Annotated in this window: 23 protein-coding genes; 14 read left to right on the top strand and 9 right to left on the bottom strand. The window is 70.8% G+C overall.

Going from position 1 to position 23,618, the window contains the following annotated elements; all coding sequences use genetic code 11:
- The first annotated feature begins 243 nt into the window (after window positions 1–243).
- From LJB74_RS05540 to LJB74_RS05495, 10 genes are all read left to right on the top strand, one after another.
- A complete protein-coding gene (locus tag LJB74_RS05540) occupies window positions 244–1,623 on the top strand; it encodes an ABC transporter substrate-binding protein (protein WP_259307590.1) in 1,380 nt (459 codons plus the stop codon).
- A gap of 70 nt (window positions 1,624–1,693) precedes the next feature.
- Window positions 1,694–2,653 (top strand): carbohydrate ABC transporter permease, encoded by a 960-nt coding sequence (locus LJB74_RS05535; RefSeq protein WP_259307589.1) that lies wholly within the window; start codon window positions 1,694–1,696, stop codon window positions 2,651–2,653.
- Between the two features lie 4 nt (window positions 2,654–2,657).
- Window positions 2,658–3,446, top strand: a complete 789-nt coding sequence (locus tag LJB74_RS05530; RefSeq protein WP_259307588.1) for a carbohydrate ABC transporter permease — start codon at window positions 2,658–2,660, stop codon at window positions 3,444–3,446.
- 55 nt (window positions 3,447–3,501) lie between these two features.
- Complete coding sequence (locus LJB74_RS05525) at window positions 3,502–4,245, top strand: SDR family NAD(P)-dependent oxidoreductase (RefSeq protein ID WP_259307587.1); 744 nt, start codon at window positions 3,502–3,504, stop codon at window positions 4,243–4,245.
- A gap of 85 nt (window positions 4,246–4,330) precedes the next feature.
- The gene (locus tag LJB74_RS05520) at window positions 4,331–5,392 is read left to right on the top strand and encodes a Gfo/Idh/MocA family protein (protein WP_259307586.1); all 1,062 of its coding nucleotides are present in this window, start codon (window positions 4,331–4,333) and stop codon (window positions 5,390–5,392) included.
- Complete coding sequence (locus LJB74_RS05515; RefSeq protein ID WP_259307585.1) at window positions 5,392–5,760, top strand: tautomerase family protein; 369 nt, start codon at window positions 5,392–5,394, stop codon at window positions 5,758–5,760. Before LJB74_RS05520 ends, LJB74_RS05515 begins: the two co-directional genes overlap by 1 nt.
- A complete protein-coding gene (locus tag LJB74_RS05510; RefSeq protein WP_259307584.1) occupies window positions 5,757–8,084 on the top strand; it encodes a glycoside hydrolase family 3 N-terminal domain-containing protein in 2,328 nt (775 codons plus the stop codon). Before LJB74_RS05515 ends, LJB74_RS05510 begins: the two co-directional genes overlap by 4 nt.
- A 6-nt stretch (window positions 8,085–8,090) precedes the next feature.
- On the top strand, window positions 8,091–8,840 hold the full coding sequence (locus LJB74_RS05505) for an SDR family oxidoreductase (RefSeq protein WP_259307583.1): 750 nt from the start codon (window positions 8,091–8,093) through the stop codon (window positions 8,838–8,840).
- A gap of 81 nt (window positions 8,841–8,921) precedes the next feature.
- Window positions 8,922–10,208, top strand: coding sequence for an endo-1,4-beta-xylanase (locus LJB74_RS05500; protein WP_259307582.1), 1,287 nt, complete (start codon window positions 8,922–8,924; stop codon window positions 10,206–10,208).
- Window positions 10,205–10,816: a LacI family DNA-binding transcriptional regulator gene (locus LJB74_RS05495; protein ID WP_259307581.1), complete on the top strand. Its 612-nt coding sequence runs from the start codon at window positions 10,205–10,207 to the stop codon at window positions 10,814–10,816. Before LJB74_RS05500 ends, LJB74_RS05495 begins: the two co-directional genes overlap by 4 nt.
- 56 nt (window positions 10,817–10,872) lie before the next feature.
- Here the strand turns inward: LJB74_RS05495 and LJB74_RS05490 are convergent, their stop codons facing one another.
- The gene (locus LJB74_RS05490) at window positions 10,873–11,472 is read right to left on the bottom strand and encodes a TetR/AcrR family transcriptional regulator (protein ID WP_259307580.1); all 600 of its coding nucleotides are present in this window, start codon (window positions 11,470–11,472) and stop codon (window positions 10,873–10,875) included.
- Between the two features lie 76 nt (window positions 11,473–11,548).
- Here LJB74_RS05490 and LJB74_RS05485 point away from each other — a divergent pair, with 76 nt between their 5' ends.
- A complete protein-coding gene (locus LJB74_RS05485; RefSeq protein ID WP_259307579.1) occupies window positions 11,549–12,313 on the top strand; it encodes an SDR family NAD(P)-dependent oxidoreductase in 765 nt (254 codons plus the stop codon).
- 52 nt (window positions 12,314–12,365) lie between these two features.
- Here LJB74_RS05485 and LJB74_RS05480 read toward each other — a convergent pair whose 3' ends face one another.
- Window positions 12,366–13,142 carry an HAD-IIB family hydrolase gene (locus LJB74_RS05480; RefSeq protein WP_259310290.1) on the bottom strand — a complete coding sequence of 259 codons (777 nt, stop codon included), beginning with the start codon at window positions 13,140–13,142 and terminating at the stop codon, window positions 12,366–12,368.
- 172 nt (window positions 13,143–13,314) lie between these two features.
- Between LJB74_RS05480 and LJB74_RS05475 the strand changes: the two genes are divergently transcribed.
- Window positions 13,315–13,842 carry a GNAT family N-acetyltransferase gene (locus tag LJB74_RS05475; protein WP_259307578.1) on the top strand — a complete coding sequence of 176 codons (528 nt, stop codon included), beginning with the start codon at window positions 13,315–13,317 and terminating at the stop codon, window positions 13,840–13,842.
- A 148-nt stretch (window positions 13,843–13,990) separates the two neighbouring features.
- Window positions 13,991–15,538, top strand: coding sequence for a hypothetical protein (locus LJB74_RS05470; protein WP_259307577.1), 1,548 nt, complete (start codon window positions 13,991–13,993; stop codon window positions 15,536–15,538).
- Between the two features lie 30 nt (window positions 15,539–15,568).
- On the opposite strand, the gene LJB74_RS05465 is transcribed toward LJB74_RS05470, so the two are convergent.
- The 7 genes from LJB74_RS05465 to LJB74_RS05435 all read right to left on the bottom strand — a co-directional run bounded on the left by LJB74_RS05465 (window position 15,569) and on the right by LJB74_RS05435 (window position 22,065).
- A complete protein-coding gene (locus LJB74_RS05465) occupies window positions 15,569–15,967 on the bottom strand; it encodes an AEC family transporter (protein WP_259307576.1) in 399 nt (132 codons plus the stop codon).
- Window positions 15,910–16,506: an AEC family transporter gene (locus LJB74_RS05460; protein WP_259307575.1), complete on the bottom strand. Its 597-nt coding sequence runs from the start codon at window positions 16,504–16,506 to the stop codon at window positions 15,910–15,912. The genes LJB74_RS05465 and LJB74_RS05460 overlap by 58 nt, the downstream gene beginning before the upstream one ends.
- A gap of 213 nt (window positions 16,507–16,719) precedes the next feature.
- Window positions 16,720–17,643: an ABC transporter permease gene (locus LJB74_RS05455; RefSeq protein ID WP_259307574.1), complete on the bottom strand. Its 924-nt coding sequence runs from the start codon at window positions 17,641–17,643 to the stop codon at window positions 16,720–16,722.
- Window positions 17,643–18,578, bottom strand: coding sequence for an ABC transporter permease (locus LJB74_RS05450; protein ID WP_259307573.1), 936 nt, complete (start codon window positions 18,576–18,578; stop codon window positions 17,643–17,645). The genes LJB74_RS05455 and LJB74_RS05450 overlap by 1 nt, the downstream gene beginning before the upstream one ends.
- Window positions 18,575–19,717 (bottom strand): ABC transporter ATP-binding protein, encoded by a 1,143-nt coding sequence (locus LJB74_RS05445; RefSeq protein WP_259307572.1) that lies wholly within the window; start codon window positions 19,715–19,717, stop codon window positions 18,575–18,577. The genes LJB74_RS05450 and LJB74_RS05445 overlap by 4 nt, the downstream gene beginning before the upstream one ends.
- Before the next feature lie 2 nt (window positions 19,718–19,719).
- Complete coding sequence (locus LJB74_RS05440) at window positions 19,720–20,952, bottom strand: ABC transporter substrate-binding protein (protein ID WP_259307571.1); 1,233 nt, start codon at window positions 20,950–20,952, stop codon at window positions 19,720–19,722.
- A gap of 111 nt (window positions 20,953–21,063) precedes the next feature.
- Complete coding sequence (locus tag LJB74_RS05435; RefSeq protein ID WP_396125153.1) at window positions 21,064–22,065, bottom strand: LacI family DNA-binding transcriptional regulator; 1,002 nt, start codon at window positions 22,063–22,065, stop codon at window positions 21,064–21,066.
- A 314-nt stretch (window positions 22,066–22,379) separates the two neighbouring features.
- Here LJB74_RS05435 and manD point away from each other — a divergent pair, with 314 nt between their 5' ends.
- Window positions 22,380–23,609 carry a D-mannonate dehydratase ManD gene (gene manD, locus LJB74_RS05430; RefSeq protein ID WP_259307569.1) on the top strand — a complete coding sequence of 410 codons (1,230 nt, stop codon included), beginning with the start codon at window positions 22,380–22,382 and terminating at the stop codon, window positions 23,607–23,609.
- The last annotated feature ends 9 nt before the right edge of the window (window positions 23,610–23,618 follow it).

The raw sequence follows: 23,618 nt of genomic DNA, 5'->3' as shown, positions 1-23,618 counted from the left end.
GATAACGAAAGTTTCTACGCAACTTTCGTTATCGGGTACGAGATGGCGAGGACGACATGGCGTGCGAAGACCCCGACCGTCGCTCCGTGCCGGTCGGCCCGGTCGACCGGACTGCAGCGCGGACATGACGTGCACGACCGGACGGCGCCGCCGACCGGAGAGCGGGCACCCGGACCACCGGGCACCCCGACGGGATGTATCGAGCTCGTTCACAGCAGAGCGAGCAGAACAGGAGAAGCACAGATGCGGACGTCGATGAGGACGCTGCGCGGCCGCCGACTTGGTGCGGTCGCCGCCGTCACAGGTCTCGCGCTGTTGGCCCTGACCGCCTGCTCGGGCGGCTCTGGCGCGACAACGGGGACCCCGGGCTCGGCCACGTCGGGCGACATCACCTGGTGGGGCTGGACGCCCGACGCCACCAACGCGAGCAAGCTCATTGCCGCGTTCAACAAGGAGTACCCCGACATCAAGGTCGAGTTCGTGTCGAAGCCGATCGACTCGTACGACTCGGTCCTGAGCCCGGCCATCACCTCGAGCCAAGGTCCGGACGTGTTCAACGTCGCCCCCGGCTCGGCGAACGGCGGGGTCCAGACCTTCGAGGCCGGCGCGATCGACCTCACCTCCGCGGTCGAGGGCGCGCTCGGCAGCGACTGGAAGTCCAAGCTCGCCCCCGCCGGTGTCGACGGCCTCTCCGTCGGCGACAAGCTGGTCGGGCTGTCAGCCGGTGCGGTCTACTCCGGCGGCCTGTGGATCAACCAGGACATCTTCGACAAGTACAACCTGAAGGCGCCGACGACGATGGCCGAGTGGAAGAGCGTCTGCGCGACGCTCACCGCGGACGGCCAGGGCTGCTTCGTGCAGGGCGCCGGGCAGTGGGCGTTCGACATGGACACGTTCGAGGCCATCGCCGACAACGTCGAGCCGGGTCTGTACGTCAAGGCGTCGAAGGGTGAGGTCCCCTGGACCGACCCGAAGTTCGTCACGGCGATGGACCTGTGGAAGTCGCTGTTCACCGACGGGATCATGCAGGAGGGCGCCGTCGGTCTGCAGCAGTACCCGGACGCGAACAACGCCTTCATGTCGGGCAAGTACGCCATGGTCATGATGGGCACCTGGTACACCCAGTACGCCGTCAAGGACAGCATGGTGGCCGCGATGGAGGCGGCCGGAGTCGGCAGCCCGACGCCGATCACGATCACGCCGATCCCGTTCCCCGACCTCGCGGGGACGGGCAACACCGGATCGATGTTCGGTGACGCCGACTACGGGCTCGCGGTCAGCGCGAAGTCGACCAAGCAGGCGGCGGCGACCACCTTCGCCCTGTGGCTGACGACGAGCACGGCCGGCCAGCAGGCGGTCGCGAACACGTTGAACGACATCCCCGCGCTCAAGGGCGTCACCCCGCAGTGGGACCAGATCGACCTGGTGAACTCGGACAAGCAGAAGGCCGCGCTGCAGACCTACACCGAGGGTGCAGGCGCGGCGACGGAGCCGCGGTTCGCCACGGTGAGCGCCGACCTCAACACCGCGTTCCGTGATGCCCTCATCGGGGTCGCCTCGGGAGACAAGACGTCGATGCAGGCGCTCGAGGGGCTCGAGGCAGTCCAGAAGGCACAGAAGTGACGCAGCACCGCCCGAGTGTCGCTCTGACGTCCGTGCCTTCCGCCTGGTCCTCCGGAACGAGGGCCGAGCGGTGAGCGCAGCGACAACGGCGCCACACCCGACGGGACGGCCGGTCATCTCGACCGGCCGCCCCGGCGGGGCCCGGCGCGGACGGCGACGCAGCCACCTGCAGGGTGCGGGACTTCCGTGGATCCTCCCCGCCGTGGTGCTGATCGTGGGCCTGATCTACTTCTCGATCGGGTTCACGGGGTACGTCGCCACGCTCGACTGGAACGGGTTCATCCTGTCGAGCCCCACGCATGTCGGCACCGCCAACTTCACGAAGATGGTCGGCGACACCGTCTTCTGGAACGCGATCTGGCACACGGCCTACTTCTACGTCATCACGTTCACGGTCCAGACCGCGATCGGGTTCGTGTTCGCCGCGATCATGCACTCGCGGGTCCGGCTCGGAGCGATCTACAAGGTCATCATCTTCGTGCCGACGGTGCTTGCCCCGGCCACGATGGCCCCGGTGTTCCGCCAGATCTTCGACGTGGACGGGCAGTTCAACTGGTTGCTCAGCCACGTCGGCCTCGATGCGCTGACACGACCCTGGCTCGCGGAGTCGTCCACTGCGATGGGCGTGGTCATGGCGATCACGATCTGGCAGTGGACGGGGCTGACGTTCATCCTCTTCTACGCCGCGATGAGCCAGATCGAGCCGGAGATCCTCGAGGCGGCCCGCATCGACGGGGCCGGGAGCGTCCGCACCCTGTGGTCGATCGTCTGGCCGATGTGCCGCGGGACGACATCCGCGCTGGCGATGCTCGGCCTGATCGGAGCGCTGAAGACCTTCGACATCCCGTACCTGGTCACCAAGGGTGGGCCCAACCACGGGACCGAGTTCTTGGGCACCTACATCTATCAAACGATGGTGCAGCAGAAGCACTTCGGCTACGCGGCCGCCATCTCGGTCGCCCTGCTGATGCTGGCCATCGCCGGAGGCGTGCTCATGAGCGTGCGCAACCGCAGAGCCGAAGGGAGGTAGACGGGTGTTCGAGTCACGAAGTCGCACGTCCCGCATCGGCCTGCAGATCCTGGTCACGGTCATCGCGCTGCCGTACCTCGCGCCCCTGATCGCCATGGTGCAGGGCTCCCTCGCCGGGCGTGGCGTGGGCAACTACCAGAAGGTCTTCGACACCGGGGTGGTCGGTACCTACTTCCGCAACAGCATCCTCATCTCGGTCTCGACGATCGCGATCGTCTACGTCTGCACGATGCTCGCGGCCTTCGGCTTCGCCAAGCTGCGCATCGCCGGCAAGGAGATCTGGTTCTGGATCCTCATCGCCGCGCTCACCATGCCGGAGGCGGTGCTGCTGACACCGCTGTTCGTCACCGCGTCGACCTTCGACATGTACAACGAGCTCATCGCGGTGATCCTGCCGCTCGCGGCCCTGCAGGTGCCGTTCACGGTGCTGCTCGCACGGAACTACTTCGCGGGCATCCCGACCGAGCTCATGGAGGCCGGACGGGTCGACGGCGCGAACATCGTGCAGGTCTTCTGGAACATCGTCCTGCCGCTCACGCGACCGATCGCCGCGGCGATCGTGGTGCTGACGCTGATCAACTCCTGGAACGCGTTCCTGCTCCCGATGCTCATGCTCAACGACCCGAGCAAGCAGGTCGTGACGCTCCTGCCGTCGTTCTTCACGAGCCAGTACACGAACGACCAGACCGGGGTGCTCGCGGCAGCGGTCATCACCGCGGTGCCGGAGATCATCGCGTACCTGTCGCTGCAGAAGTACTTCGAGCGCGGTCTCGCGGCCGGGGCGCTCAAATGAGCCGCCGCTACCAGGCCGGCGTCCGACCGGTGACCGACACGAACGGGGAGGACTGATGGGACAGCTGGACGGACGGCTCGCGGTGGTCACGGCGGGCACCGCGGGCATCGGGCGAGCCATCGCCACCCGGTTCGTGGCGGAGGGGGCCGACGTCGTCGTGACCTCGCCGCACCAGGCCGAGATCGACGACACCCTCGCCGAGCTCGGACCGCACGTCACGGGGGTCCTCGGCGACGCGAGCGACCTCGCCGACCTGGACCGGCTGGCGGACGCGCTCCGCGAGCGTGGCCGCCCGGTCGACGTGCTCGTCGCGAACGCCGGCAGGGACGTCGCCGCGACAGCGGTCGCCGACACCCGGCCGGAGGCGTTCGACCTGGTCTCGGACCTGAACTTCCGCGGCACGTTCTTCACGGTGCAGCGGGTGGTGCCGCTCATGCGGGACGGCGCGACGATCGTGCTCACGTCGTCCATCGCGGGGAGCAACGGGGGACCGGGGCACGCGGTCTACAACGCGACCAAGGCCGCGGTGCGCTCGCTGGCACGCACGCTGACGGCCGAGCTGCGCGGACGCCGCATCCGTGCGAACGCCGTGAGCCCCGGCCCGACGGCGACCGCCGGGTTCGCGGCGTTCACCGGCGGCGACGACGCGGTCGAGCAGCAGGTCGTGGCCGCGATCCCGGTGGGACGCGTCGGGCGCCCGGACGAGGTCGCCGCCGCCGTGCTGTTCCTCGCCTCGGACGAGTCGAGCTTCGTCGCCGGCGCCGAGCTGGTCGTCGACGGGGGCATGAGTCAGGTTTGACCGGTCGTCGATCGGGAACGGGCACCGCCGGGAACCGGTGGTGCGTCAGGACAGTCGAGAGGAAGTACGTCTGGTGTCGGGTCCCGTGAGATTCGCAGTCATCGGGAGCGGTTGGCGCTCCGAGTTCCACCTCCGCATGGCCCAAGCGGCCCCGGACCGCCTGCAGGTGGTCGGGGTCGTCACCCAGACCGAGGCCGAGGCCGAGCGCATCACCGCCCGTTGGGGCGTGCGTGCGGTTCGCACGATCGACGAGGTCCTCGCCCTCGCCCCCGAGTTCGTGGTGGCGGCGGTCTCGTGGCCGGCGATGCCGGACGTCGTGCGGGAGCTCGTCGCCGCCGGGGCCCAGGTCCTGGCCGAGACGCCACCGGCGCCGGACCTCGACGGTCTGCGCGCGCTGTGGCACGACGTCGGCGGCTCGGGCCGTGTGCAGGTCGGCGAGCAGTACATGCTGATGCCCGGGCACGCGTCACGGCTCGCCGTGGTGCGCGACGGGGTGATCGGCACGCCGACCTCCGTCGAGATCGCCTCGACGCACCTGTATCACGCGGTGTCACTGGTGCGCGGCTTCCTCGGTGTCGACCTGGACGACGCAGTGGTCAGCGCCCGGGCCTTCGTCGCACCGTTGGCCGACCCGCTCACGTTCGACGGCTGGGTCGACGACCCGCAGCCGGGCCCGCGCACGACGACGATCGCCACGCTCGACTTCGGCGACGGGCGCACGGGGCTGTACGACTTCGTCGAGAACCAGTGGTGGAACCCGCTGCGTGCACGACGGATCGTGATCCGCGGCTCGCTCGGGGAGATCGTCGACGACGAGGTCACGCGGCTGACCGCGGACGGCGTCGTCACCTCGCCGGTCGTGTACCGACGCACCGGGGTGGACATGAACCTCGAGGGCAACGAGGTCGTCCACACGTCGTTCGACGGCCGGATCGTCTACCGCAACCCCTGGGTGGGGACGCGGCTGTCCGAGGACGACATCGCGGTCGCCGCCCACCTCGCCGCCATGGGCCGGTGGGTCCGTGACGAGGGGCCGGCGCCGTACCCGCTCGCGCAAGGCTGCCAGGACCACGCGCTCGGCCTGGCCATCGAGGAGTCCGCACGTACCCGCGCCGACGTGCGCGTCACCAAGGAGGTCTGGGTCTGATGCCACTGGTCACGATCGAGGTCGCGGACACCGTCCCGGCCGCCACCCGTCTCGCCTACGCCGACGCCGTCAACGCGGGGCTCGTCGAGGGTCTCGGCATGGACGCGGAGGACAGGTTCCAGGTGATCCACCCGCTGCCGGCGGACCACCTGATCGCCGACCCGCACTACCTGGGTGGGGATCGTCGCGACGTGGTCTACGTGCGGATCCTCATGGTGCGCATGTACGACGCGGCGACGAAGGCACGCATGTTCGACGCGGTCGCGCGGCGGCTCGAGGCCGAGGGCGTCCGACCCGACGACGTGTTCATCGCCGTCAACGAGAACACCCTCGAGGACTGGTACCCCGGCGCCCGAGGGCTGCGATGACAGCGCAGGTCCCCGACGTCGCGCAGCGCGTCGAGGCGGTGCTCGCGGGCATGACGCTCGAGGAGAAGCTGGCGCAGCTCGTCGGCGTCTGGGTGGACGCCGGCTCGGGGGCCGCCGTCGCGCCGCTGCAGGACGCGATGCTCGACGAGGAGCCGGCGTTCGAGGAGTTCGCGCGGGACGGCATCGGTCAGATCACGCGGTTCTACGGCACGGCACCGGTGGATCCGGCGAGCGCGGCGAGGTCGCTGCGCGAGCGGCAGCGCTGGCTGGTCGAGCACACACGCACCGGGATCCAGGCCGTCGTGCACGAGGAGTGCCTGACCGGGCTGGCGGCCTGGCAGGCGACGACCTTCCCGGCCCCACTCTCCTGGGGTGCGTCGTTCGACCCGCAGCTGGTCCAGGAGATGGGGCGGGCGATCGGCACGACGATGCGGTCCCTGGGCATCCACCAGGGCCTCGCGCCGGTGCTCGACGTGGTGCGGGACGCGCGTTGGGGGCGCGTCGAGGAGTGCATCGCGGAGGACCCGTACGTCGTCGGCACCGTCGCGACGAGCTACGTGCGCGGGTTGCAGGAGGCCGGGATCGTCGCGACCCTCAAGCACTTCGTCGGGTACTCGGCGTCGCGGGCCGGTCGGAACCTCGCCCCGGTGCACGCAGGGCCCCGCGAGATCGCCGACGTCCTGCTGATCCCGTTCGAGATGGCCGTGCTCGACGGCGGCGCGCGCTCGGTGATGCACTCGTACGCCGAGGTCGACGGCCTGCCGGCAGCGGCGGACGCGTCGCTGCTGACGGGGGTCCTGCGGGACCGCTGGGGGTTCGACGGCGTGGTCGTCGCCGACTACTTCGGGGTGGCATTCCTCGCGTCGCTGCACGGTGTGGCCGCCGATCTCGGTGACGCCGCTGCCCAGGCCCTGGCCGCCGGCGTGGACGTCGAGCTGCCGACCGGCAACGCCTACCGGCGCCCGCTGGCCGACGCGGTGCGTGCCGGGACGGTGCCCGAGAGTCTCGTGGACCGCGCGGTCACCAGGGTGCTCCGGCAGAAGGCGGAGCTCGGGCTCCTCGACGGGCTCGCGGACGCACCCCAGGTCGACGCGATCGACCTCGATCCCGCCGAGCACCGGGCGCTCGCCGCGCGGGTCGCCGAGGAGGCGATCGTGCTCCTGTCGAACGACGGGACGCTGCCGCTGTCCGGACCGTCGCGGGTGGCCCTCGTCGGGCCGAACGCGCACCGTCCGACCGCGTTGTTCGGCTGCTACTCGTTCGCCAACCACGTCCTCGACTTCCATCCGGACGTGCCGCTCGGTCTCGACGTGCCCAGCGTGCTCGACGCGTTGCGTGACGAGCTGACCGGAACCGAGCTCACCTACGTCGAGGGGTGCGGGGTCGACGGCGAGGACCGTGCCGGCATCGCCGACGCCGTGACAGCCGCGACCGGGGCGGACCTCGCGGTCGTCGTGGTCGGGGACCGCGCCGGGCTGTTCGGTCGTGGCACGTCCGGCGAGGGGTGCGACGTCGACGACCTCGAGCTGCCCGGGGTGCAGCGCGAGCTGGTCGAGGCCGTGCTCGCCACCGGCACACCCGTCGTGCTCGTGCTCGTGACCGGGCGCCCCTACGCAGTCGCGTGGGCCCTCGACGCGTGCGCGGCCGTCGTGCAGGCGTTCTTCCCGGGCGAGGAGGGTGCGCGGGCGATCGCCGGCGTGATCGGCGGACGGGTCAACCCGTCGGGCCGACTCCCGGTCAGCATGCCGGGCTCCGGGGGTGCGCAGCCGTACTCCTACCTGCACCCGGCCCTCGGCGGGGCGTCGTCGGTGTCGAACCTCGACCCGCAGCCGGTCCGCCCGTTCGGGTTCGGGCTGTCCTACACGTCGTTCTCCCACGACCGGCTGCAGGTCCCGTCGACCGTGCCGACCGACGGGACGATCGAGGCGACGGTCAGGGTCACGAACACCGGTGACCGGTCCGGCGCCGACGTCGTGCAGCTGTACGCCCACGACCCCGTCGCGTCGATCACGCGGCCGGTGGCGCAGCTGCTCGCCTTCGCTCGCGTCGAGCTCGAGCCGGGGGCCGCGGCGACGGTGCGGTTCGCGGTGCCGACCACCCGGCTGGGCTTCAGCGGCCGGGACCTGGTGCGTGCGGTCGAGCCGGGGATCGTCGAGCTGTGGGTCGGGACGTCGTGCGCCGAGAGGACGGTCGAGGCGACCGTCGACCTCGTCGGTGACCGGCACCCGATCACCGTCGCCGACGCCCGCTGGGTCGACGTCACGGTCGAGGTCGTACCCGCGGACCGACCGCCTGCGGTCACCGCGGCCGAGACGAGAGGGTGACCGGAGATGGGACGACTGGACGGGATGCTGGCCCTCGTGACCGGCGGGACGGCGGGGATCGGCTTGGCGATCGCCCGGCGCTTCGTCGCGGAAGGTGCGGACGTCGTCGTGACCGGCCGCACGCGGGCGACCCTCGACGCCGCGCTGGCGGAGCTCGGGCCGCATGCGACCGGGGTGGCCGGCGACGCCGCGTCGCTCGACGACCTCGACCGGGTGATGCAGACGATCGGCGCGACCGGTCGTCGGCTGGACGTGCTGGTCGCGAACGCCGGTGGCGGGAGCGAGGCGCCGCTCGGCGAGATGACCGGCGCCCTGTTCGACCGGGTGGCCGACCTCAACGTGCGGGGGACGTTCTTCACCGTCCAGCGGGCGCTGCCGCTGCTCCGGGACGGTGCGACCGTGGTGCTGATCTCCTCGATCTCCGGCAGCAACGGGGATCCCGGGCACGGGGTGTACAACGCGAGCAAGGCCGCCGTGCGGTCGCTGGCCCGGACACTGACCTCCGAGCTCCGCGACCGGAGGATCCGCGTCAACGCCCTCAGCCCGGGGCCGACGATGTCCGTCGGTTTCTCGGCGTTCGTCGGTGCGGACGGCGAGGATGGAACGGTGCTGCGACGTATCGAGGACGCCGTGCCGGTCGGCCGCGTGGGTCGCCCGGACGAGATCGCCGCGGCCGCGCTGTTCCTCGCGTCGTCCGAGAGCAGCTTCGTCGCCGGTGCCGAGCTGGTGGTCGACGGCGGCATGAGTCAGGTCTGAACCGGCCGGTTCAGCAACCGAACGGGGCGCAGGGCCCACAGGGACCCCACGAGCGGGGCAGAGCACGAGAGGAGCCGTCACATGCAGGTGGCATCGCGCAGCACCCCGGAGGTCATGAACCATCGGGTCGGCCGGTCGACCGTGGTGGTGCGCACCGCGGCCGGGGACCCGGTCGCGGACACCGAGGTCGTGGTCGAGCAGACACGGCACGCGTTCGCGTTCGCGAACATCGGGTTCGACTTCATCGGGTTCGCCAACGGCGAGACCGACGCGCGGTCGGACAGCCCGTTCGGTGGCGCCGCGCCGTCGGAGGGTGCACACCTGGCCGAGCTGTGGTTCGAGCTGTTCAACACCGCGACGCTGCCGTTCTACTGGGGCGCGTTCGAGCCGGAGCGTGGGCACCCGGACACGGCACGGCTGCTGCGCACGGCACAGTGGTTCGTCGACCACGGCTGCGTCGTCAAGGGGCACCCGTTGGCGTGGCACACGCTGGCGCCGCACTGGTTGCGCGATCTTTCCGTCGACGAGGTCGAGGCCGCCGTGCGCGCCCGGATCGTGCGTGACGTCACCGACTTCCGCGGTGTGGTCGACGTGTGGGATGCGATCAACGAGGTCGTCATCATGCCGGTGTTCGACAAGGAGGAGAACGGTCTGACCCGGCTGTGCCAGAAGCTCGGACGGGTCGAGACGGTCCGGCTGGCCGTCGACACCGCGCGCGCGGCCAACCCCGACGCGACGCTGCTCCTCAACGACTTCGACATGTCGCCCGACTACGAGCACCTGATCGAGGACTGCCTGGACGCCGGTATCCGGATCGACGCCCTCGGCCTGCAGAGCCACATGCACCAGGGCTACTGGGGCGAGGAGAAGACGCTCGCGATCCTCGAACGGTTCTCCCGGTTCGGCCTGCCGCTGCACATGACCGAGACCACCCTGCTGTCCGGCCACCTCATGCCACGCGAGATCGTCGACCTCAACGACTACCAGATCCCCGACTGGCCCTCGACGCCGGAGGGGGAGGAGCGTCAGGCCGACGAGGTGGCCCGGCACTACACGACCCTCGTCGCGCACCCGGCGGTGCAGGCGATCACCTACTGGGGCCTGACCGACGACGGCGCCTGGCTCGGTGCGCCGGGTGGACTGGTGCGTGCCGACGGGACCCCGAAGCCCGCCTACAGGGTGCTGCAGGGTCTGATCAAGGACCAGTGGTGGCTCGCACCGACCACGGTGCGGACCGACGCCGACGGTCGCCTCGGCATCGAGGGGTTCCTCGGGGAGTACCGCGTCACGGCGGGGGACCGCACCGGCCAGCTCACGATCGGCTCCGCAGGCGCCACCACGACCGTCGCCGAGGTCGTCGTGACATGACCGTCGCTCCGGCCCACCGCCGCGCCCCGACGATCTCGGACGTGGCGGCGCGTGCGGGCGTCTCGACGGCGACGGTGTCCAAGGTGATCAACGCCCGGCACGGGGTCGCCGAGTCGACGGCGCTGCGGGTGCGGCGGGCCATCGAGGGCATGGGGTACGAGCCGAGCCTGGCAGCGCGCCGGCTGCGTGGCGGACAGACCCGTGTGGTGGGGGTGCTGTTCGCCGAGCTGGACGCGTGGGCCGGCGAGGTGCTCAAGGGCGTGTCGTCGGCTGCGGAGGGTTCCGGGTACGGCCTCCTGGCGTTCTCCGGGGGCCGCGGACCGGGTGCGTCGGGCTGGGAGCACCGGGCGCTGACGATGCTGGGCGAGACCCTGATCGACGGCGCGATCCTCCTCGCGTCGGGCCAGGAGGCGATCCCCGGCTACCTGCCGGTGGTCGCGGTCGCCCTGCCGCAACCGCGGGATGCCCTGGGGCGACCGGCGGACGTCGGGCGTGGAGCGCCGTCCACCGAGCCGCGCGCACTTGGCGCGGCGGCTCTCGCGCAGCTCCTGACCCTCATCGCGGACGACGGCGAGGACGGCGGCGAGCCGGCGCGACGGAGGCCGTGACCTCGGCGGTCGGGCCCGGTTCTGACGGAAGCCCACGCCGTGCGGGAGGCCCGTCGTCAGGGAAGCGCGTCGTCGGGGAAGCCGACGAGCCCGAGTGCGCGTCGGACGGCTGCGTCGGGGGAACCGGTGCCTTCCCGGGCCCACCAGAACAGCGCCTCGATCGCGACCCACCATGCAGTGCTCGCGAGGATCTCCGGCTCGAGGGCCTCGGGCGGTGCCCCGGTGCACCGGGCGATGAAGTCCGCGAGCAACGACACGCTCGGGCGGGACGTCACGTGCAGGTGCGCACGCAGGGACGGGGTGGCGTCGATCAGGGCCATGCGCAGCCGCAGGGCGTGGAGGTCGTCGCCCGGGAAGCGCAGCGAGTCGATCAGGGACCGCGTGACGGCCGACCTCCATCGCGGCCCGACGGCGGCGGTGGCGAGGCTCTCGCGGAAGGCCGCCTCGGCCGCCTCCTGTCCGTGCCAGACGATGGCGCCCTTGCTGTCGACGTGACGGAACAGCGTCGACCGGGCGATGCCGGCCCGTCGGGCGATGTCGGTGAGGCTCGTCGCGTCGTAGCCGCGCTCGAGGAACAGCTCGAGGGCGACCGTCGCGATCTGGGTCGACGACGTCGTCGGTGGGCGCCCGACCCTCGGCGTGTCGTTGTTTTTCACGATTGACCAGCCTAGTTTGTGGACTGAGTCCCGTAACTCGGGGCTCGACGAACCACTGTGTCAGAGAGGACACGCCATGTCTGGTGCCACGGATGTCATCGAGGGCCGGTTCGCCGGTCGGACCGCGATCGTGACGGGAGCCGGGTCGGGGATCGGCCGCGCGACGGCCCTCCGCCTCGCCCGCGAGGGCGCGAAGGTCGTGGCGAGCGACATCTCCGCCGACCGCCTGGCCGAGCTCGTCTCCGAGAACCCCGACCTGGACCTGGTCACGGTGACCGGCGACATCTCGACCGAGTCCGCGGTGCAGGAGCTCGTCGCCGCCGCCGGTGGTCGGGTGGACGCGCTCGCGAACGTCGCCGGGATCATGGACGCGTTCCTTCCGCCGGCCGAGGTCGACGACGCCACGTGGGACCGCGTGCTCGGGGTGAACCTCACGGCGGTCATGCGGACCTCGCGCGCCGTCATCCCGTTGATGATCGAGGCGGGCGGCGGCGCGATCGTCAACGTGTCCTCGGAGGCAGGCCTGCGCGCGTCCGCCGCCGGTGTCGCGTACACCGCGTCGAAGCACGCGGTGAACGGGCTCACCAAGAGCATCGCCGTGTTCTACAAGGGCAAGGGGATCCGCGCCAACGCGGTCGCCCCCGGCGCGGTCGCGACCAACATCGAGGCGCCGTTCAGGTCCGCCTACGCGGCCGAGGCGCTCGGCCCGTACTTCGCGACCATCCCCCCGGTGGCGAACGCCGACCAGCTCGCCGCCGCGATCACGTGGCTGCTGAGTGACGACGCGAGCAACGTCAACGGTGTCGTCATGCCGTGCGACGGCGGGTGGTCGGCGATCTGACCGGGCCGGAGCATCGCCGGAATGTCGCCGGAGCGCCGCCGTCGTACCGCCGTCAGACGCGGGCGGCGGCGGCGAGCTCCGGGATCAACGTCTCCAGGTAGCGCGCGGTGTCCTCCCAGTCGGTCACCGCGTGGCACGGGACGCCGAGGGCCTTGACCGGGTAGTCGTTGCCGACCTCGTCCAGCCGGTCGCCGACGAACAGCATCTCCTGCAGGTCGATCCCGGTCATCTCGGCGAGGCGCGACATCCCGTAGGCCTTGTCGATGCCCTTGCGAGTGATGTCGACCGACGTGGAGCCGCCGGAACGCACCTCAAGATCCGGCAGCAGCGCGGCGACGGCCTCGCGCAGCGCGGTCTTCTTCTCGCCGGTCGGGTCCCAGGCGGTCTTCGCGGACACCGGGGCGGACTGCCCCAGGGCGGAGAAGGTGATCTGGCTGCCGCGGTCCTCGAGGATCGGGCCCCAGGTCTCGCTCTCCCACAGGCCGAGGGCCTTCGCCGACGTCGTGACGGCGTCGAGCGCACGCGCCTTCTCGTCATCGGTGAGGTTCTGGGCGTAGAGCTGGTCCCAGGCCTCGCCGGAGTGACGGAAGTACTGCGTGCCGCACGTCGGCATGAGGTGCAGCCGTGCGAGCTGAGCGGGCGTCGCCTCGGTCAGGCGCTCGACGACCTGCATCTGGAACTGGCCGAACTGCCCGCCGGAGATCACGCAGACCTCCACGGTGTCGAGCAGCCGGACGAGGAGATCCGCCATGCGCGGGTCGAGCGGCGACTTCGACGGGGCGAGGGTGTCGTCGAGGTCGAACGCGACGAGACGGGGTGCGCGGGACAGGGGAGCCTCCTGCAGATGGACCCGGGCCCGGACGTCGGGTCCCCGGTGGGACAACGGTGCGAGACGGTCCGCTCAGCGCGGACGCACCCATCTTGACAGGTGATCGCGGCTGAGCGAAGTTCGTCGGTCTGCGACCTCGGGCCGGTCCGTGCGCCTGTGGCAGCATGACCGGGTGAGAACCACCCGCCTGGTCACCCTCGGTGACGCCGACGAGATCGCCGCGATGGTGCGGGCCAACCGCGAGTTCCTGGCCCCGTGGGAACCTGCCCGCGACGACGACTGGTTCACGACCGAGCGCCAGCGGGACGGGATCCGGGCCCTCCTGCTGGAGCACGACCGCGGGACGTGCCTGCCGCACGTCATCCTCGACGAGGACGGTCGGCTGGTCGGACGCATCACGCTCAGCGGCATCGTGCGCGGTCCGTTCCAGTCGGGGAACCTCGGCTACTTCGTGAGCGCGGACGCGAACGGCCGCGGTCGTGCGACCGCGGCGGTCGGTCGCATGGTGCACCTGGCGTTCGACGAGCTCGGGCTGCACCGCATCCAGGCCGGCACGTTGCTGCACAACGTCCGGTCGCAGGGGGTGCTCCGCCGCAACGGCTTCGTGCCGTTCGGTGTCGCGCCGGCCTACCTGCGCATCGCCGGCGAGTGGCAGGACCACGTCCTGTTCCAGCGGGTGGCCGAGAGCCCGTCGGAGTGACGGGCCGGTGCGCGCCGGTCCGTGAACCCGCGCACAAAGTCATGGGGCGCGTACGGGCCGAGGTCGTAGGCTGGCCTGCGGTGTTCCGGGAAGCCTGGTCGGAGTTGCTGTCGTGCACCCACCGCCGGGCCCCGAAGGAGCCGTCGTCATGAGCAAGTTGTCGCCCCGATCTGCTGCGCCTGCCACCGGATCGGCCGCCCGACCTCGCTGGATCCACCGGCGCACCGCGCTGCTGCTGGCCTTCGCGTTCTCCGTCATGGCCGACCCGGTCTCCTCGGTGGCGTACGCCATCGAGGCCGCGCTGCGCGCGCTGCACGGCGACCTCGCCCTGCTGCTCCCGACGATGGCCCTCGTGGTCGGGGTCGTCGCGCTCGTCGTCGCGAGCTACCACCAGCTCGTGGCACGGTTCCCGGGCGGCGGCGGCTCTGCGGCGGCGGCCGGCTCGGCCTTCGGCGAGGCGTTCGCCTTCCTCCCGATGGGCGCGCTGATCGTCGACTTCGTCCTGACGATCTCGATCTCGGTCTCGGCCGGGGCGTCGGCCGTGATCTCGTACGCGCCGTCCCTCGCCCCGATGCGGCTCCCGCTCGCGCTGATCCTCGTGGTCGCCGTCGCGGGGCTGATGTGGTTCGGGCACCTGGGGCGCGCGGTGTTCGCGGCACTCACGATCGGGTTCATCGTCGTGGCGATCGGGGTGCTCGTCCTGACCGCAGGAGCCCACCCCGAGGCACAGCCCGTCGTCGTCGCCCCGCACTCGCCACCGCTCGCCGTCGTCCTCGCGTTCCCGGTGGCGATGGCCCTCTCGACGGGCGTCGAGGCACCGTCCTCGGCGATCGCGCAGCTCGCGCAGCTGGACGCCGACGAGCGCCGGCGGTTCGGGCGGTGGGCCCTGTGGCTGACTCTCGGCATCGTCGGCGTGCTGACGCTGGCACTGACCGCCACCGCGGTGCGGCTGGGCGTCGGGCTCCCTCCGGCGGAGTCGACGCAGATCTCCGAGATCGCCCGCCGCAGCGGTTCGGACGGCCTCTTCACCGCGTTCCAGGCGACGACCGCCCTGCTGCTGCTCTCTGCTGCGAGCTCGTCCTTCCAGGCCGGCCCAGGCCTGCTCAAGGCGCTCGCCCGTCGCCGTCTCGCGGACGGCGGCACGGTCGGCGTCCTGCCGTCGCCGTTGGGTCGCGCCAACCGCCACCACGTGCCGATCGTCGGTGTCGGGGTGTTCCTCGTCCTCGCGGCCGCGGTCGTCACCGCGGCCGGCGCGCGCGACCAGGAGCTCGTGCTCTTCTACGCGGTGTCGGTCTTCGTGAGCTTCCTGGTCGGGCTCGTCGCGATGGCGACCTTCGCCCGGCGCGAGGGGCGGCGCGGGTGGCTGGTGCTCAACGTCGCCGCCGCGGTCGTCGTCGCCTTCACCCTCGTGGTCAACATGACCCGCCCGGCGGCGATCGGCTCGCTGGCCGCCACGATCCTCGTCGCCGGTGGCCTGTACATCGCGTGGGTGCGCTCCGGCCGCCCCCGGGGGATCGCGCACGCGGTCGCCGCGGCGGAGGCCGTGGTCGGCGAGGAGCTGGACGGCGAGGTGCGCGACGGCGAGGAGCTGGACGGTGCGGAGCTGGACGGTGCGGTGCTCGACGGCGTGCACGACGAGATCGAAGCGGCCGGCGGAGCCCGCACCGACCCGGGGACGTCGACTCCAGGTCGGTGACGCGACGTCGTCCTCACCCGGCAGCCGGTCTCACCCGAGCGCTGCGGCGATGACGAGCATCACCGGGACGGCGAGTGCCGTCGTGAGCATCCCCGCGTCACGCGCCAACGGCTGCCCGCGACCGTACTGCGTGGCGTAGACGAGGACGTTCTGGGCGGTCGGGAGCGCCGCCATCGCGACCACGGCGAGGAGAGCCTGGGGTTCGAGGCCGAGCGCGCGCCCGAGGGCCAGCGCCAGGACGGGGCTCACGACGCTGCGCAGCACGGCGACGAGGACGAGCTCCCGGGGGCTGGTGCGCTCGCCGTCGGCGCGCGGCACCGCGATCGACATGCCGAACAGCACCAGCGCGAGTGGCGCCGCCGCCTCGCCGATCATGGCGAACGGACCGAACACGACCGCCGGCAGCTTCCACGGGAGGACGGCGAGCACCAACCCCGTGACGGACCCGACGATGATCGGGTTGCCGGAGGTGCGGCGCACCACCCCCGGAGCCCCCGCGCCCCCGGGTTCCCCGGCGCCGCGGCCCCGGCGTGCCCGTCGAGGACGGTGAACGCGACCGGGGCGATGACCAGGAGCTGGAACAGCAGCGACGGCACCACCGCGACGGCGTCACCGAGGAGGTACACGGCGAGCGGGAGCCCGAGGTTCCCGGCGTTGACGTAGGAGGACGCGAGCGTGCCGATGACGACGTCAGGGGCAGGGCGGCGCCACACGACGGCGAGCACGACGATCGCGACGACGGCCACCGTCGCCGTGCTGAGTGCGGTGACCAGCGCAGACCGGGAGAGCAGCGCGTGCAGGTCGGCGTGCGCGACGGTCACGAGCAGCAGGCTCGGGGTTGCGACGCTGAAGCACGTGCGCGCGAGGACGGTCCGCGCACCGCTGCCGAGGGTGCCGCGGCGCCCCAGCAGCCACCCGACACCGATCACGGCCGCCATCGTGCCGAGGGCGGTGACGACGGCTCCCACAGGTGTCTCCCGGGTGGTCGCGACCGGGGCGGGGCGAGATGCTCGCCCCGCCCCAGCCGGGTGGTGGTCTGTCCGTGACGGCAGACCCCTGGCCTGCATGCAGCCCCCAGTCTGCCTGCGGGCCGACGACGCCAGCAGCCCCCTGCCGGCCGGCGTGTCTTGCTCCTGTCAGACCACGTGGTCCGCTCGGACCCGTCAGTCCACTCAGACCAGTCAGTCCTCCCGGGACTCCTTGACCCGCGCGACGAGCTGGGTCGGGCTCACGTACCGGAGCGCCACGATGAGGATGACCATCATCGTCACCGTGTAGACGACGGCCATCGAGGACACGAGCTGACGGATCTGCCCGCCTCCCGCCGCGGTCATCGCCCGGTAGATCGCCACGACGAGCGTGTCCGAGTCGGGGCCGGACACCAGGAACGTGAGGTCGAACATCCCGACCGTGCGGACCAGGACGAGGATCGACGCCGCGAGAACACCGGGCACCAGCAGCGGGAAGAGGATCTTGGTGAACACCTTCCGCATGTTCGCCCCGGACATCCGGGCCGCGTTCTCGATCGCCGGGTTGATCTGCTCGATGAACGGCGTCATGGTCATGATGACGAACGGGATCGACGGGACCAGGTTCACGAGGATCACCGCAGTGAGCGTGCGTCCGAGCCCGAGGTTGTACATCACGGTGGCCAGCGGGATGCCGTAGGTGATCGGCGGCATCAGCACGGGCAGCAGGAACAGCAACGTCACGACCTTCTTGAACGGGAAGTCGCGCCTCGCGAGCATGTATGCGGCGGGCACCCCGACCACGACGGAGACGACGATCACGGCCAGGGCGACGACGAGGGTGACCCCGATGATGTGCGCCATGCCGAAGGTGTCCCACGCGCTCGCGTACCACGTGGTGGTGAAGCCCTCCGGGAGCCAGTTGGTGAACCAGGACGTGCCGAGCGAGTCCACGATCACGCTGATGAGGATCCCGATCAGGAAGACGAAGAACGCGGCCGTCCCGGCCCACACGAACCAGGTCGAGGGTGCTGCGGCGAGCGAGCGTTCACCGGGGACCCGGTTGGCAGCCTTCGTCGCGGCCCGGCCGGTCGGCGCGGGGACGTCCGTCCGCGGTGGAGCGGTCTGGGCGGTCATCAGCCTTTCCCTCCTGTCGATCCCTTGTAGAGGAACGAGCGCCACATCAGGACGACGGCGATGACGACCAGCTCGACGAGCCCCATCATGATCGCGATCGTCGAGGCCATCCCGTAGTCCGTCTGCTCCCCGAACGCGCGATACGCCATGAGGGCCATCACGCGGGTCGAGCCCATCGCGTCACCGACGAGCCGGGCCGACGGGAAGACGCTGAACGCGAGCACGAACGTGAGGATGAACGTCGTCGCGAGCCCAGGGGCCAGCAGCGGGAGGATCACCCGTCGGAAGCGCTGCGCCCAGCCGGCTCCCATGGTCTTCGCCGCGGCCTCGATCGACGGGTCGATGCCCGACAGGTACGACGAGATGAGCAGGAACGCGAACGGGAACCCGGAGATGACCAGCGAGAAGAACACGCCGAGGTAGTTGTTCACCAGGGCGAGCGGCTGGTCGATCACGCCGATCTGGATGAGGAACCGGTTGAGCCAGCCCTGCCGGCCGGCGAAGATCAGCAGCCCCTGGGCCGTCAGCACGGTGCCGAGGGCGATCGGCAGCACGAGGAGCGTCGTGAGGAACTTCTTCCCGCGGAACCGGCGGCGCAGCTTGAACGCCATCGGGATCGACGCCAGGACGTTGAACAGCGCCGCGGGCATCGCGAGCTTCATCGTCAGCCAGACCGAGTTCAGCACGAACGGGTCCTTGAAGAAGGCCAGGTAGTTGGAGAGCACGCCCCCGCCCCACTGCTTCTGGATCGCCGCGGTGGGCTGGAACGTCAGACCGATCCCGTAGGAGAACGGGTAGACGAACAGCACGAGCGCGAAGACCAGGGCGGGCACGAGCATGAGCAGGGAGAGGTCGATGCCCCGCTCGGCGAGGCGGTGCCGCAGACTCGCGGTCGACCTCGTCGGCTTGCGCCGGGCGACCGCCGGCGCCGTCACCTCCGGACCTCGGCCAGCTCGCGTTCCTCGACCGAGAGCGTCTCCGGGTCGACGAGGTCTGCGGGGAACACGAGGACGCGGGCCGGGTCGGCCGTGAGCTCGACGACCGAGCCGACGACCGGGGCGTGGTCCGACCGCACGTGCAGCCCGCGGCCACCGGGTGTCGTGACACCGACGGCGAACTCCCGGCCGTGGTACTCGACCACCGAGACCGTGGCGGTCGTCGTGTTGCCGCCGATCACGGGGACGGTGGGGGAGACGACCACGAGGTCCTCCGGGCGGATCGCGGCCCGCACCTTGTCCCCGACGTGGGGGGTGTGGACGGCGGTCCCGCGCAGCGTGAAGCCCTGGTCCGCGACGGTCACGGCGTTGCCGTCGACCGCGGTGACGTCCAGGTCGATCAGGTTGCGGTAGCCCATGAAGTCCGCGACGTGCCAGTTCTCCGGGCTGTTGTGGAGCTGCTCGGGGGTGCCGACCTGCTGGACGCGCCCCTCGCGCAGGACGACGAGGCGGTCCGCCATGGACAGCGCCTCCTCCTGGTCGTGGGTGACGTAGATGGTCGTCAGCCCGAGCGACTGGTGCAGGCGCCGGATCTCCGTGCGCATCTCGAGCCGCAGCTTGGCGTCGAGGTTCGACAGCGGCTCGTCCATCAGCACGAGCCGTGGCTCGAGGACGACGGCACGCGCGATCGCGACGCGCTGCTGCTGGCCGCCCGAGAGCTGGCCGGGGAGCTTCTTGGCGTGCTGCTCGAGCTTGACGAGCGCGATCGCCTCGGCGACGCGCCGCTTGAGCTCGTCCTTCGGGACCTTGCGCATCTGGAGCCCGAACGCGATGTTCTTCTCGACCGTCAGGTGCGGGAAGAGCGCATAGTTCTGGAACACCATGCCGAACCCGCGGTTCTCCGCCGCGACGGTGTCGATCCGCTTGCCGTCGATGAGGATCTGGCCGTGGGTGAGGGGGAGCAGCCCGGCGAGGCAGTTCAACGCGGTGGACTTGCCGCAGCCCGACGGCCCGAGCAGGGCGATGAACTCGCCCGCCCGGACCGTCAGGTTGAGGTCCACCAAGGCGTCGACCCCGCCGAAGCTCCGGCCGAGGCCGACGAGCTCCAGTGACTCGAACGTGCTGGCAGCGATGGTCATGGTTACTTCGCCGTGTACTTTCCGGTCCCGACCTCGCGGTCCCACATGTCGAAGGCCTTGACCATGTTCGCGGGGGTCAGCGGGACGGCCTTCGGCTCCTTCGCGATCAGGGCGTCGTACCAGTCACGCCCGTACTTCTTGATGACCTCCTGGCTCGCCGCGGGGGCCTTGTCGAGCGTGGCGCCCTTGACCGCCGGGCCCGGGTAGAAGTAGCCGCTGTCGTAGGCCATCGCGTTGACGTCGGGCGTGAGCATGTACTGCAGGAGGTCGAGGATCGCGGCCATCTTGTCCGCCGACTGCCCCTTCGGGACGACGGCGTAGTGCGCGTCCGTCACCCAGGTGAAGCTGCTGAAGGCCGCGGCCTCGATCGATGCGGGCTCCTGGCCGAGCGCGCGCGGGTTGATGTCCCACCCGGTTGTCGTCGGCACCATGGCGACGGTGCCGTCGGCCATCTGCGAGATCAGGGCGCCGGTGCCGGTCGGGTAGTTGTTGATGTACTGGCCGAGGTCCTTGAGGTAGGCCCAGGTCTTGGCCCAGCCGTTCACGGGGTCGGACGGGTCCTTGTCACCGAGCATGTACGGCAGGCCCATGAGGAAGGTCCGGCCGGAGCCCGAGTTCGCGGGACGGGCGTAGCCGAACTTGCCGGGGTGGGCCTTGGCCCAGGCGAGCAGCTCCTCCGGGGTCTTGGGGACGTTCGTGACGACCTTCGGGTCGTACTGCAGCAGCGGCCCGGACGGGTAGTAGGTGGTGACGACGCCGTAGCCGTCGGCCAGGGCCTCCATCTTCGCTGCCGGGTCGAGGTAGTTCGCCATGTTGGAGATCCGCGAGCCGTAGTCCTTGACGATCGGCACCCACAGGTTCTGCTCGATGCCGGCGGACAGCCCGTCGGTCCCGGTCATCACGAGGTCCACCGACAGGTTGCCGCTGTCGACCTGCGGCTTGATCGTCCCGACGAGGTCGGGCGCCCCGGCGCTCTCCCAGCTCACCGACGAGATGATGTCCGGGTGGGCCTTCACGAACGCGTCCACCATCGGCCCGGTCAGCTTCTGGTTCCCGGCGACGTCGAGGATGTGCAGCGAGACCGGGGCGGACGGCTTGTCCGGGACGGCACCGGCGGACGCCGCCGCGGCCGGGGTGTTGGCGGCAGCTCCGGAGTTCGGTGCGCTGCACGCCGCGAGGGCGAGGCTGAGTACGGCGACGCCTGCGACGAGGTGGAGCGGCTTAACGCTTCTCATGGACAGCCTTCTCTCTGAGTACGCCCGGGCATCGTTGCCCGGGTCGTCGGCCGGTGGTGGTGCTGGTGGTGCGTTCGGTCCGTCGGTGTGGTGGCCGGGTGGTGGGGTGGGTCAGGCGGTGTGGCGCAGGGTGGTGTGGTGGGGGGCGGTGGAGTCGCGTACGACGAGCTGGAAGGACAGGTCGTGGTGGTGGGTCGGGGGGGTCTGGGGGTCGCGTAGGCGGGCGACGAGGAGGTCGACGCCGGCGCGTCCGCAGTTGACCAGGGGGATGCCGACGCTGGTCAGGGCGGGGGAGACCAGGGCGGACATGGGGATGTTGTCGACCCCGACGACCGAGATGTCGCCGGGGACGTTGACCCCGCGGTGGGCCAACCGGTCCAGCAGCCCGAACGCGACCAGGTCGTTGTAGGCCAGGACCGCACTGGCCCCCGAGGCGATCAGCAGGTCCCCGGCCGCCACACCCCCCGACACGTACGGCGCGAAGGACCCCAGGTCCACCAGGTCGGTGTCCGGGTGCGCGGTCGCGAACGCCTGCGCCGCAGCCCACCGGGCCCGCGTGGACCACGACGTGGCCGGGCCCCCCGCATAGGCGATCCGCCGATGCCCCAACGCCCGCAGGTGCTCCAACGCCAACCCCACCCCGGCCAGGTTGTCGATCAGCACCGCCGGGATCTGCCCGCACCGGCGGTTGACCAGCACGATCGTCGACTCCCGCGCCAGGTCCTCGATCACCTCGTCCGGGGACCGCGGGGAGCACACCACGATCCCATCGACCTGACGGGCCATGTCCCGCACCAGATCCGCCTCCCGCGACGGATCCTCGTCACAGTCCGCGATCACCACCGCCAACCCCGCCGCCCGCGCCCGGTCCTGGACCCCCTTGGTCACCGACGCGAAGAACGGGTTCTCGATGTCCGGCACCACCAACCCGATCAACCCCGTACGCCCCGTGGTCAACCCCCGCGCCACCAGGTTCGGCCGATACCCCATCCCCCGCGCCGTATCGAGCACCTTCGCCAACGTCCCCGGCGCCACCTCACCCGGACGCGACAACGCCCGCGACACCGTCGAGACCGACACCCCCGCCACCCGAGCAACATCACGCGCACTCACCACCACGCGCTCACCCCCGTCGGTGCGGTCACTGGCCACGTCGGCGTGGCACCGGCTCAGTATGCAAACGGATGCAGCAAATCGTCAAGCACTCACCAGAACCTACTCCGCAGAGGCGTCCCTGATCGTGGAAGAGCCATCGAATATGCAGGTCAAAGGCCACTTTGATCGAGTCGACATGAGCGGTGATAGCCTCTGACTGCTGTTTCAGAGACGTTCATGCTGTTTCAGGGACTCCGGCTGTTTCAACGAGGAGACGCGATGTCTGTCGATCGGCACGCCTGCCCGAGGGCGGCGTTCACCCGGGTGGTCGCATGACGACCATCGACTCCGCCGAGGTCGTGGTCACCAGTCCGGGCCGCAACTTCGTCACGCTCAGACTGACGACGAGCGACGGCGTCGTCGGTCTCGGGGACGCCACGCTCAACGGTCGTGAGCTCGCCGCGGCCTCGTACCTCCGCGACCACGTCGCGCCGTTGCTGATCGGGCGTGACCCGCACGCGATCGAGGACACCTGGCAGTACCTCCACCGCGGCGCCTACTGGCGTCGCGGCCCAGTCACGATGGCCGCGATCGCCGCGGTCGACATGGCGCTGTGGGACATCAAGGGCAAGGTCGCCGGGCTGCCGGTCTATCAGCTGCTCGGCGGGCGCAGCCGGCGTGGGGCGCTCGCGTACGGGCACGCCTCGGGGACGACCGTCGAGGCGCTCGTGACCTCGATCTACAACCACCTCGACGAGGGCTTCCGGGCCATCCGGGTCCAGACCGGGGTCCCGGGTCTGGGCAAGGTCTACGGCGTCGGCCACGACCAGGCACGTGGGCAGAAGTACGACTACGAACCTGCCGGGCGGGCTGCGGTCCCGGCCGTGGAGACCTGGGACACGGCGGCGTACCTGCGGCACGTGCCGGGTGTCTTCGAGGCGGTGCGAGCGGAGTTCGGTCCCGAGCTGCCATTGCTGCACGACGCCCACCACCGCCTCACCCCGAACGAGGCTGCGCGGCTCGGACGTTCGCTCGAACCGTACGAGCTCTTCTGGCTCGAGGACTGCACGCCTGCCGAGAACCAGGAGGCGCTGCGGCGCGTGCGGTCGCAGACCACGACTCCGCTGGCGATCGGCGAGGTCTTCAACTCCGTGCAGGACTACCAGACGCTCATCACCGAGCAGCTGATCGACTACGTGCGCTCCTCCGTGACGCACGCCGGTGGGATCACGGCGGTGCGCAAGCTCATGGACTTCGCCGCGATCTACCAGATCCGGTCGGGCTTCCACGGACCGACCGACGTCTCGCCGGTGGGGATGGCAGCCGCACTGCACCTGGACGTCGCGATCCACAACTTCGGGATCCAGGAGTACATGCCGCACAACGCGGAGACGCTCGAGGTCTTCCGTACCGGCTACAGCTTCATCGACGGGCTGCTCGATCCGGGGGAGGCACCTGGCCTCGGCGTCGAGCTCGACCTCGAGGCCGCCGGAGCGTTCCCCTACACCCCCGCGTACCTGCCGGTGAACCGGCTGCGCGACGGCACGATCCACGACTGGTGAGGCGGCCCG

Origin of the sequence: Cellulomonas sp. P24, assembly GCF_024704385.1 — a bacterium.
Classification (GTDB): domain Bacteria; phylum Actinomycetota; class Actinomycetes; order Actinomycetales; family Cellulomonadaceae; genus JAJDFX01.
The sequence above is the reverse complement of the archived record's forward strand: the minus strand, read 5'-3'. Positions and strand labels throughout refer to the sequence as shown.